At 47.3% G+C, this 10,946-nt stretch carries 8 protein-coding genes; all 8 read right to left on the reverse strand.

Annotated features, from left to right (window positions below; all coding sequences use genetic code 11):
* Positions 1-7: 7 nt before the first annotated feature.
* The 8 genes from FDX22_RS26200 to FDX22_RS26235 all read right to left on the reverse strand — a co-directional run bounded on the left by FDX22_RS26200 (position 8) and on the right by FDX22_RS26235 (position 10,142).
* Complete coding sequence (locus FDX22_RS26200; RefSeq protein WP_255433084.1) at positions 8-1,075, reverse strand: T6SS immunity protein Tli4 family protein; 1,068 nt, start codon at positions 1,073-1,075, stop codon at positions 8-10.
* A 54-nt stretch (positions 1,076-1,129) separates the two neighbouring features.
* Entirely contained in the window at positions 1,130-3,625 is a 2,496-nt protein-coding gene (locus tag FDX22_RS26205) for a phospholipase D-like domain-containing protein (RefSeq protein WP_146717997.1), read from the reverse strand.
* A gap of 2 nt (positions 3,626-3,627) precedes the next feature.
* Positions 3,628-4,545, reverse strand: a complete 918-nt coding sequence (locus FDX22_RS32215) for a DUF4150 domain-containing protein (protein ID WP_255433082.1) — start codon at positions 4,543-4,545, stop codon at positions 3,628-3,630.
* Positions 4,542-5,456 (reverse strand): hypothetical protein, encoded by a 915-nt coding sequence (locus FDX22_RS26215; RefSeq protein ID WP_255433083.1) that lies wholly within the window; start codon positions 5,454-5,456, stop codon positions 4,542-4,544. The genes FDX22_RS32215 and FDX22_RS26215 overlap by 4 nt, the downstream gene beginning before the upstream one ends.
* Before the next feature lie 122 nt (positions 5,457-5,578).
* On the reverse strand, positions 5,579-6,604 hold the full coding sequence (locus tag FDX22_RS26220; protein ID WP_146717999.1) for a DUF2169 domain-containing protein: 1,026 nt from the start codon (positions 6,602-6,604) through the stop codon (positions 5,579-5,581).
* Between the two features lie 46 nt (positions 6,605-6,650).
* A complete protein-coding gene (locus FDX22_RS26225; protein WP_146718000.1) occupies positions 6,651-6,887 on the reverse strand; it encodes a DUF2345 domain-containing protein in 237 nt (78 codons plus the stop codon).
* A gap of 10 nt (positions 6,888-6,897) precedes the next feature.
* Complete coding sequence (locus FDX22_RS26230) at positions 6,898-8,157, reverse strand: hypothetical protein (RefSeq protein WP_146718001.1); 1,260 nt, start codon at positions 8,155-8,157, stop codon at positions 6,898-6,900.
* Between the two features lie 17 nt (positions 8,158-8,174).
* Positions 8,175-10,142, reverse strand: a complete 1,968-nt coding sequence (locus tag FDX22_RS26235) for a type VI secretion system Vgr family protein (RefSeq protein WP_146718002.1) — start codon at positions 10,140-10,142, stop codon at positions 8,175-8,177.
* Between the last annotated feature and the right edge of the window lie 804 nt (positions 10,143-10,946).

Here is a 10,946-nt window from a genome sequence, read left to right on the forward strand (position 1 = left end):
AATGAATCTAGCGATGTTTGACTGAACTAACAATATGTTCCGCCAGTGCTTTAAGTTCATCAGGTGATATTTGTGGGTGTTCTTCCGTTACCAGAAACGAGTAGCTGGAAACGTAGACCTGCAAATCAGGCTTCTGTGTACTGTTTTTGGGATCGGCACGGACAAACGCCAGATAGCCATAATCCTTCTTGCCATCTTTGCGTGTTACCTGAAGAAAAGAACCTGAACCTTTTCGACCGTCCATTTCTATACTGAACCAGCCCGGAGGTAATAATTCCCTGTGTCCTGGATACGACATATATACTTTATTCCACAGCCATTTAGCGTAATCCTTTGCATCATAGTTCTTTACGGGGGTTAAATCAGAATTAAGCGGAACCTTATAAGGCAACTGATAGCTGGCATCCTGAAAGACAATCATCACATCCGGATGATTATTCATTCGGTATGTAACCGCCATATCGCGATCCTCTGCTCCTGAATCGTTAGCAATGAAACCATACGGCAGGCAAAATCCTTTTTCTGAAGGAATGTCATAAAGTTCTCTGGTCTGAAAATGCTCTAGAAATGAGAGAATGCCTGATTCACTACTCAAATATTTTGTTTCAGTCCGAAGACGAATATCATCGTGACCTTTCATAAATTGATATAATCTGTTTTTTTTGTAAATATATAACGAATAGGATTCATCGTATGAAAGAAAAAAAACATCATGTGAGTACTGTTTTGTATTGTATTTATGGTTGAAATATGAAAGGTCTTCACCTACATCATCTTTATATTTATTAAAGCTCACCACGTTATTTTTCGATACCAAAACCCTATGCTTTCCATAATAGAAATGAGAATAAGGGTTTTTAATGTTACCTCTCCGATATTGGTGGTATTCTCCAAAGATGGCATCTATTGGCAAATCTTTAGTGTTAATATTTTCAGCAGGGTAAAGTCCGACCTCTAAATTATCGGGTAATTGCAGTTGGTAATATCCAATACATTCATCTTTCCATGTTGTACTTTCCGCCCAGGATGTATATGAGTAAAACAACAGGAAAAACGAAAAAAGATATGTCTTCATCACTCCGCACTCCATTAAAATACTATGTTCTTGAGTTTATGGGAAGGCATTACTTTAATCGATAATTTCCACATGATAGTCAATTAAATTATTCTCCCCTTTCGTCCAGTGGATAGGCAATAAGGTTATATATCCCTTTATCTTTTTCAGACTCTGTTTTTTATTATATAATACTTCTCTGAATTTAAAATCCGTCTTATACATACGCCAGAAATCAACAGAAAACGGCATATTCTTAGCTGCATCTGCTATAGTGAGATTTTTGTTTTTATATACAGGCCACAGCAATGCGGGTTCACCTTTTTCGTCATCTTCATACTTATTATTCTTTTTTATATCATTTAAATAATTTTGGGGTATAAAATCAAAAGCATCTTCATAATACCTTGTATTATTCAGTGCCAGTTTTCTTATCTGTTGCCACCCCTCCGCTTTTGCTGGCATCTGTAAAAAATCACTGAATTCTCCGACTGCATCGCCCAACAGTTTTTTCCATATATTGATCCGTAAATCACGTGCAAACTTTCTATAAGGCGAGAGTACACCTGAACCATCAATATCTTGATATCCTCCCTCTGTATCCGCTATCAGCACCGCCAGCTCAGAGTCCCTGTTGCCCAGTAGGCTGCGTTCGTTGATATTCGCGCTGCCCACCAGGACATAACGGTCATCCACGACCATCAGTTTACTGTGGACATAAACCTGTTCCGTCACCGGTATACCATACAGGTTGTCATGAGCCCTCAGGTTTAATAACGTGACGTACTTCGCGCATGCCTCAAATGAAATCTCCTCGTATCGCCGTTCAGCTTCACACTGTTTTTCTAGACCAGGTATTAAATCCGCCCAGTTTGCACGGGACTCTCCGTCCAGTTTCTGTCTGACCCATAGTGTCTGCCGCACCCGGTTCAGTAGGCTTTTAGTACCAAACACCAGCGACTGCCGGGTCAGATGTACTTGTGACACAATGGAGCCTTCATCCAGTTTTCCTTCCGGGTGTACTGGCAGAACAATACAGACATGAAAAGACTGTTCCACACAAGCATAAATTGAGTATTTTATTCTGTCTCCCAGCCACTCTGCAATCTGATTCACTGGTAACGAATTTGAATCTCCGGGCATAGCTTTTGTAAACCCAGCTGACACGCTTACGATTTCAAGAGATTCGTCACTCAGTACAGAGAAATCCTCAACAGAAGGAGTTCCAAACGCAGAAACAAAAAACTGGTTCTCAATATAGATATAATGCTCGGCCTTACTAATAAGCAGGTGCATACTTTTCAGTATATCATTCTGCGCTAATGCTGGTTTAAACATTGTAGGATTATTCGTTTTCAAATCATCGTACACCGAACCATCAAATTCTAGGTTCCGCATCTCCAGCGATGCGCTACGTAATACCTGAATCTGACAGGAACCCGCCTTCGGTGAATAATATCCAGACTTGTATTGCAGAGGAGGTTTGTTCGTCTGCAATGCATGTCCCTTTGCATGATCCAAATAACTATTCCAGCGGAGCACAAAATTCCTTATCAAATCATCAGTCGCAGGCCCTTCAATTCGTACATGATAATCCTGCCACGGCATTCGAGGCTGAACCGTTGCGTCCAGATAATGATATCCTTCTCTTCTGTCCCTGATTTTTTTATCACTCTCGTTATCATCTAAATCTGGGCTTTGCCACTGGTGCTTCCCACTAACCGCATTAATAATATCTTCAATACTTTTTGATTGTAAGTTATTTAGAATATCTGATTGTAATGTCTCTGCTGAATTATTCAGCCCAGCTTTATCAGATAAGGTTCCATTTTTAGGTGGAGTAATATATTCCTGAACGGGATCATACCTGACAGTATCAATAAAACCTGATTCTTTAGCTGGTTCAATATAGCGAATACATGAATTATACATATTCAAGCCGTGACGACCTTCAGCATCGGGTTTCAGAACATAACCACCACTTTGCCCGTTATACTCATCATAACGACCATAGGCTAGGTCTATTCCACCAATAAAAGCTACGGATTCATCAATAATCACACACTTTTGGTGATGAGAAAAAAATATACCGGACTGTTCCCCGGCAAGCCGGACATAAAATGCTTCCCAGCCAACGTCTACATTGAGTGCAGCAAACACCCGTTCAGTTGCTTTGGCATAAGTCTGAACTGGAGAAGTACAATCCCACGGCATAATATATACTTTCAACTGAGGCTTCGACTTTACCTGTTCCAACAACGCATCCACCAGGCGAACGCCTTCTGCCAGTTGTGCATCCCAGTTCACTTGCCACCCGGTAATGTAAATCGTTTTTTGTGCCTCTTTGAATGCATTGAGCAGTTCCGCAAAATACGCTTTTCCGCCCAGAAAAGCCTTTACATTATTGCCTTCAGTGAAATCAGCAAAGTTTTCAGACGGAGAGCCGTTTTTGAGCGAATAATTCACCCAGTGGCTGTGAGTTGCCGTTGCCTCGTAGCTCTTTTCTTTTTCTTCAGTAAAATAAACGCTGCACTGATTCATCCCTTCATCAAGGGCTGTTGTTGATGCCATGATTATTTCTTCCCTGTCAGCAAATCGAGCAATGAATTACCGTCTGCCGCGCCTGACTCACGTCTGACGCATTCCCATAATTCATCTCCGGGGCAGGAAGCTATAACCTGATTAAACTCCTGGTGATATCCCATTGTGTCCTGAGCATAATAGTCCCGGACGGCTAATGGCTGCTCCATGCCAGCCTGGTAAAACGAAATTTTATGAGCGCGGTTGCCCTCTACCAGCCACAGTTGTGATGGTGTCTGTTGATATAAACGCATCAGTTCCTGCTCCTGTTCTTCCGTACTGAGCAGATAGCCTGAACCATCACTGGTTCCTGCCATTACAGACTGATCGGTGGTAATAGCCTGTAGGTAAGATGAGGCAACCACGATGTGCCAGTCCTTGGCGATAAAGGGCAGACCATTAATGCCTGGTGCATCCTGCAACCGGATCACGGGTTTATAATCTTTGGTTTCAGTTAGATCCTGTACAGACTGCGAAAATAAATCATCATTCAGTTCCGGTACAGGCGGAAGAGATTTCTGCATCAGCCCCGCCATATTCACCGTATTTCCGTGATTCATGAAGAGTTTATCGGTTAAACGGCACGCCGGTTTTCCCTCAAAAAAAACATCAAACGAATGGGTAATCCAGTCTGTCTCTGCTTTGTTTGTCCCGGATATTATTCCACCCATACTACCAGGTTCATCAAACACGCTACGCGCAAACTGCGAACCCATGTTGGCTATCATATTTCCGCCATCTGCAAACACGCTGGTTGTGCCTTTTACCAGATCCGCGGAGTACGCTTCATTTTCATACGCCACCGGTGCACCAAAGGGGGGGGTTTTGCACACATCCGGCAATGTGTTGTGGCTGACGCCCCCGCTACCTTTATGGCACAGCGTGATTCCGTTGATATTAATGGTTATCATTTTGTCTCGCCCCCTGATATGACTATCGCTCCACGATGTCCGTCATCAGATGTTGAAAGCAGGAGAGTGTCGCCAGGTCCACCTGATGTATGCATTCGCCATGCACTCAGCGCCATGTGTGTCAGCAGACTGGCGCACCCAAGATCACCTGATGCCAGTACGGGAGTTTCCCGTACTAACTCCCGATCGCGGTAATCACTCAGCGCCAGCAGGGTAAACCCCAGTTCATCCGCCCGGTAAGGCTCACCATTTATATCACTCACCACATAACGTAATGATGTGGTGTCTGCCATTTCCAGCGCCTGTAATGCCGACTGACGCAGCCCCTTGCCTAGGCAAATGCCTTCATCAGAATACAAAATATCCTCAATGGCTGTTCCTGTACCATGAATATGGCACCACGGTCTGTACCTTTTGGCTGTGGATGTCAGAGCCAGTGCCGCCGCACCCTCGGATGGCACCCGCCCGTAGGGATTCTCCCGTGCATTTCGGTTGTGTAACCGGTGTGCGCCATGCAGTAAATTTTCGTCATCCAGCCACTTCAGAGAGGATGGTGATAGCCATGAATCGACGGCCAGCAGAATGCTGACGGCATCCTCCGGTAACGGGCTGGTAACAAGTCTTTCCATCAGGGTAATGGCCTCTGCCTGTCCACCATGCAAAATATGCAGCGGGCAGTTGTGCCAGCCGGTACTTTCCACCACCACCTCTTCTGCCACTGCTGCCAGATCTGGAGCAATCCCCGGTCTGCTCAGTGGCGGAAGTAGCAACCCCACCTGGGCAGGCTGCGTTTGCTTCAGTTCAGGTAGGGTATCCGTCAGTTCTGCCAGTACCTGCCGGATCAACTGTTGAAAACGTTCGGGCAGGGATGCTGATACTATTTCCGGGAAATGACAGGCTCTTACTGGCATCCGGCACCGGTCAGTCCACTTAGGATGTTTCCGTACCAGGGAAAACTGAAGCCGGTGAGCGATATCAGCCAGGGCAAGAGAGGGGCCAGAGGGAAAAGTACAGGCCGCTGCAATAATAGCTGTCAAAGTAATGCCTCCCATTCAGGGAATCTGACAGGAAGCGCGTTTGCTTTAACAAACAGGCGTCGCTTCTCTGAAACTGTTGTGGATTCAAGCTGGTTTATCTGGTGATGACAGGGAAGGGCGCTGTGCCAGACCAGCGTGACACGGGGAAAATCAGGCTCAATAATAACAGTATGCAGTTTCGCCTGATGCCTTTTCATGCTGCCATCATAAAACTGGGTTTTAAAAGCTGGAACGATACGGGGGAGTCTGAAAATCAATAGTCCATTGGCAATATAATCCGGAGGGGTCAGGTTACCCAAGCAAACAACCTCTCCACCTTTCAGCCTGCCACCTGCATACAATGGTGATGGGGCGCACTGCCAGTAATGCTCATCCAGATCATCCGGCAGTAATGGGGCACGATGGTTTTGCCAGTTTTCATCATAAGTACCGGCAAACTGTGAGCGCCCAGGCCAGTATCGTTGTTGCGCACCAAACCCAGGGAAATCCTCGTCACTGCAAAATTCAAAATGGGGTAAAGAGGAAATGCCGGTTTCAGGCGGATCATCAACCGGGATACCATTTGGGTTATAGTAGCTGGCACAGAATGGGAAAAAACCTCCCCGGCTCATTTTATCGTAACTGAGTGGCATTCTGCTAAAAGGTGCTGACTGAGCATACTGGTTACCGTCCCATATTCGTTCCCCATAAACACGGGCAAGCCGGGTAACATTTCCGACTTTCAATCCGACGGGCAGTACGCTGACCGTTTTCCCGTCCGGTGAATACGCATGACCGTTTAGCACAATATCGGTTGCTGCTTTTATTGGGCCTGCATCCGTGTCATAGCGCAATGTTATGCCATTGTCCTGAAGTACCGCCCCGGTGTTAACTGGTAGCTGGACTGCGGCCAGTGTTGTTGTACCATCAGGCAGAATATCCCATGTTGCCTTCAGCACGATAGTCCAGATCTCCTCACCCTGTCGGTTTCTGATCCAGTTCCCTTTTACTGCATAAGGTGTCTGATTTTTCACCTGCCACATATTGCCACTCCTGTTTAATCACTGCGCCCTGCTCATCTTTTGCCGTTCAGTTCACCTCAATGCGTCCGCCAGATATACGGTTTATACCCTCGGCATCGCTGAGAATATATTCACCTTTAATGACGACCTTGCCGTTCGGGTGCAGCGTGATGCATGATTTGCCGCAGCTCAGGGTGATTTTTTGCTGTGCTGTGAAGATCAGTTCTTCTGGCATCACCGTTTTTTCATCTGTTCCTTTTTTTTTCTCATCGCACATGATGGTTTTCACTAATGTCTGCTGCATTTTTATTCCCTCATTTATTTTCAGTGGTCAGACCGGAAAGCAGGTGCTGAGTTGGGGCTGGCAGAGCGGCTCGCTCAGAAAATTGCCTCATCCGCATTAATGCAAGGGGACGAAAATACAGATACCCCTGCTTCAGAACTGTGTTCAGCCCTTCCGGTGTGGTCAGTTGTCCACACAGATAAGACATATCAGGTGTAAAATTTCCCCGATGAGTCTGCCACCAGCGATCAAATGTTTCTTTCTCCGGCCAGCTTACTCCCTGTTCAGGATCGCGTTGCGGTATGTCGGCTGACCCTGGTATTGCTGTGAGGCGGTTTTCTTCGCTTTTTTTACACTGCCAGCCGTCCCGCTCGGGTAACGAACCGGTAATGGCAATGACAGATAACACACTCAGGCGCGCATATTCAGGTTTGTCAAAGTAAGTCATTAACGAAGGGATGTATTCAGGCAATCCGGACCAGCCCATAGCCTGAATCAACAAACGAATATCTGTGTCGTCTTCAGCAAAGCGGCTCACCAGATCATGGGAAACATCGGCTTGGTGTATTAGCAGATACTGGGCTGCAGTGATACGAATCGAGCCTCTTTTACTATGGGTCAGCAGATGAAGGTGCCTGACAGCAGTATCCGTATATTTATCCGCCAGCAAATGCAGGCATAAAACGGCGCGGCATCCTTGGAGGATGAGTTCATCCCGACCTGAAGAAAAGACCATTTCCAGCGCCGGGATAAATAACGGTGAATCGTTCCGGCACAGGAAATATAGTAAATAGTCAACACATCTCCCTTGTTCAATGAGTGCCAGTACGTCCTTCTGGCTAAACATCACTGATGTTACCTGGTCGTTTCTGGTTGCTGCCACATAAGCCCGACAGGCCGGGAGAGACAGTATCTGCGACCATAAGCTGGATTGTGCTGGCATCCAGTCAGCAGTTGAAAGCAATACAGGTAAGAGGCGGGGCAGCACCTGTGTCAGTCCCAGACAACCAGACAGCAGAAATTCGTCATCTGTACCGACAGCAAACAGTGCAACGGAAAATAGCTCTCCAGCCGATAATGGTTCCTGAAGTTGCCCCCGGAGATAAGCGGATGTCTGCTCTTTCAGCAACATCATCCCTTGCAAACAGGTCAGCATACGCTGGTCAAAGCGGGCGAGATCGCTGAGTGTATGACAGTGTGAGGACAACAACGTGCTACGTGACCGGTAATCCCGAGCCAGCATATCTGAGTATTGTTCTGCAAGCAGAGGTCGTACCGTTCGGGTTAACATAGCGCATCTCCCTGGCATCAGTTGAAATGAACGGTACTGGCGACGCCTTTAATAAAGTCATCCGCCTTAAACTGGATTTTTACACCGTTCAGCATGATGGTCCCATCCTTGCTCATTTTCAGAACACATTCCCCGACTTTGATGGTCAGGCTGTCAGTTACCGTCAGGGTATAATCCTTCCCAATCGTAATATTCTGAGACTTCTCTACTTTCTCCGTATCGTCGCCGACTACCTTACTGTCCTGGTTATTACCCACATCTTTTTTGCGATCATTGGTTACATTCAGCGTCTGGTCATTGCCGACACTCACGCTCTGGTCATGAGCCACCGTCACGGTCTGGTCATGCCCTCCGGCATTCTCTTTACCTACCGTGACCGTTTGTTCCAGCCCCACGGTTATTTTCTGGTTGTTACCGATAGTTTCTGTATGGTCCACTTTTACGTCGGTAGTGCGGTTGTTCAGTACCTCCGTATCCATGTTCTTCTGCGCATGGATATAAACCTGCTCTTGGTCCGTTGCATCCTCGAAGCGCAGTTCGTTAAATCCCCCGCCTTTGTAGGTTTTCGAGCGGATAGTCATCTGCGTTTTTGTGCCGGGCAGGTCTCCGGGGGTGCGGTTATCTTCATGGTAGGTACGACCCATCACGATGGGCTGGTCCGGATCGCCGTTGAGAAAGTCGACAATCACTTCCTGACCCACGCGGGGAATAGCGAGGTTGCCGAACCCGGCTCCGGCCCATGCCTGGGATACCCGTATCCAGCAGGAGCTGTTTTCCGTTCCGTCCTGATAGCGGTCCCAGAGGAACTTCAGCCGCACCCGGCCATATTCGTCGCAGAAGATTTCTTCGCCCGCCGGACCGGTGACCACAGCACTCTGCGGGCCGTCCACCTTCGGTTTTTCCCGGAGGTCTGGCCGCCAGGTGCGATCGGCCGGTATCACGGTAAAGTCGTTGCTGAGCGTGGTTCCCTGTCCCTGGCTGCCGTGCTGCGCCTGGGGCTGTATCCCCGTCAGCGTACTGCTTATCACCTGCCATTCCCGGTTAAGGACGGCAGTCGGGTGTCCTGACAGGGTAAAGCGGGTTCCCGGCCACAGTTTCGGGGAATGGCTGGCACAGGTGGCCGTTTCGGCACTGTTGCGCCAGCCTTCCATTTTATAGCGGGTGAAATTTTGTCCGTGCGATTCATCCTTGAAGCGGCCGGGATAATCAAAAATCTCGTACTGTGACAACTGCCCGTTCAGGTTGTCGGCTTTATGGCCGTAATATCCGGGCCAGTCGGGGACCTTAAAGGTGTAGTCCTGACTCTGCACGGAAGAGGGGCTGACGGTGGCTTCATAGCGGAACGTGCTGATGTACTCAGCAGTGACTCCTGTCGTCGTGCCCGGATTAAAGGGGACAGGGTCAGATATGCTGTACAATCCGGCGACGTCATCGCACAGGGTTAGCGTGTGTTCCGGCCCGTCCGGGGAGAGTCTGTCAAAAAAGAAGATCCCTTCCTCAGCCCACAGTCGCGTCAGAAACGCGAGGTCAGACTCGCCGTACTGCACGCAGAATTCACGGGCCGGATGGTCTTCATAAAACCGGGGCTTCCATCCGGTGACGCCGTTTTCCCGGAGCAGGGTGTCGGAGATAGCCTTAATATCCAGCTGCTGAAAAATACGGAAGTTCTGTCGCAGCCCACAGCGCCAGAGTGGCGGGGAGATGCCCAGGTGATAATGCATCTGCACGCTGTCGTTGTTACCCAGGGCCACGGTAGTGACGATGCCGCAGATATAGCGCTGTGGAGTGTCCCCCTGCCAGATGGTCAGTACGACATTTTTTTCCAGGAAATCAGGAGCAGTCAGTCTGAAGAGGGTGCTGGTCACATTCACGTCCATCACAAACGGACAGGAGTATTGCTGGTAAAGGGTGAAATCCACCACGGCCAGCGCAGTCTCTGCCTGACCGTCGATACTTAGTGTAAAATGCAGTCCTTTTTGTGACATATAACCTCCCTGGGGGACAGAAAAAAGAGCCAGTTCGTTGAGAAGTGGCTGTATATATACGGCGTTGCGCCTGTATTCAGCTATACCGCTTATTACAGTTATAGATACATCATGGTAAACAGAAAAACAGAGCACATAATTCGTGGTGGTTATTTAGTGCTTTGCAGCTTTTCTCTTGCTTTTTTAGCTTCAACAAGCAGGCGTGTGGTACGGGGAAATGATATTATCTTATAAAATGAGTTGCTGTTCATGACGTGCCGGCATAAATAAATAGCCAGTAACTGTAAAGGAAAAAAGCTAAACTGCCCCATCCAGCTATTAAGCTCTATTGATTTTATGACCGTCAGAAAGAAAGCAGTCAGAGTCAGTAGTACGTTAAAAAGATAAAAGTAATGTATAAAGCGTAATCCGCTGACATACCCACGACCTAATCTCCAGAGTATAAAGGCAATGTATACCCCCATAAATGGTGAAATGGATATTGATAATATGGCATTTAATGGAACAGGAAGGTCAAAGTAATATATTATCGTCGTCCATCCCCAGACAAGCGGAGGGATCAAGAGCATGACTATAATTCCGACTGGAAAAGGGTTCGGGAGCGAATGTCGGTACCACTGAAAATGGAGCGCATTTTCCTGTTCCGGCGAAGACTGTTTAAGCAGAGCCTCCCCGCTATTTTTTATCAACTGATCAACCTGTTTCCCTTCCTGGATTAGTAACTGAAACCGGGAGCCAGTCAGCAGTCTTATTATATTCATTTAATTAATGGTACCCACTGACTGTAATAATCCAAAAACATAT

This window comes from Citrobacter sp. TBCS-14 (assembly GCF_005280805.1).
GTDB lineage: Bacteria > Pseudomonadota > Gammaproteobacteria > Enterobacterales > Enterobacteriaceae > Citrobacter > Citrobacter gillenii.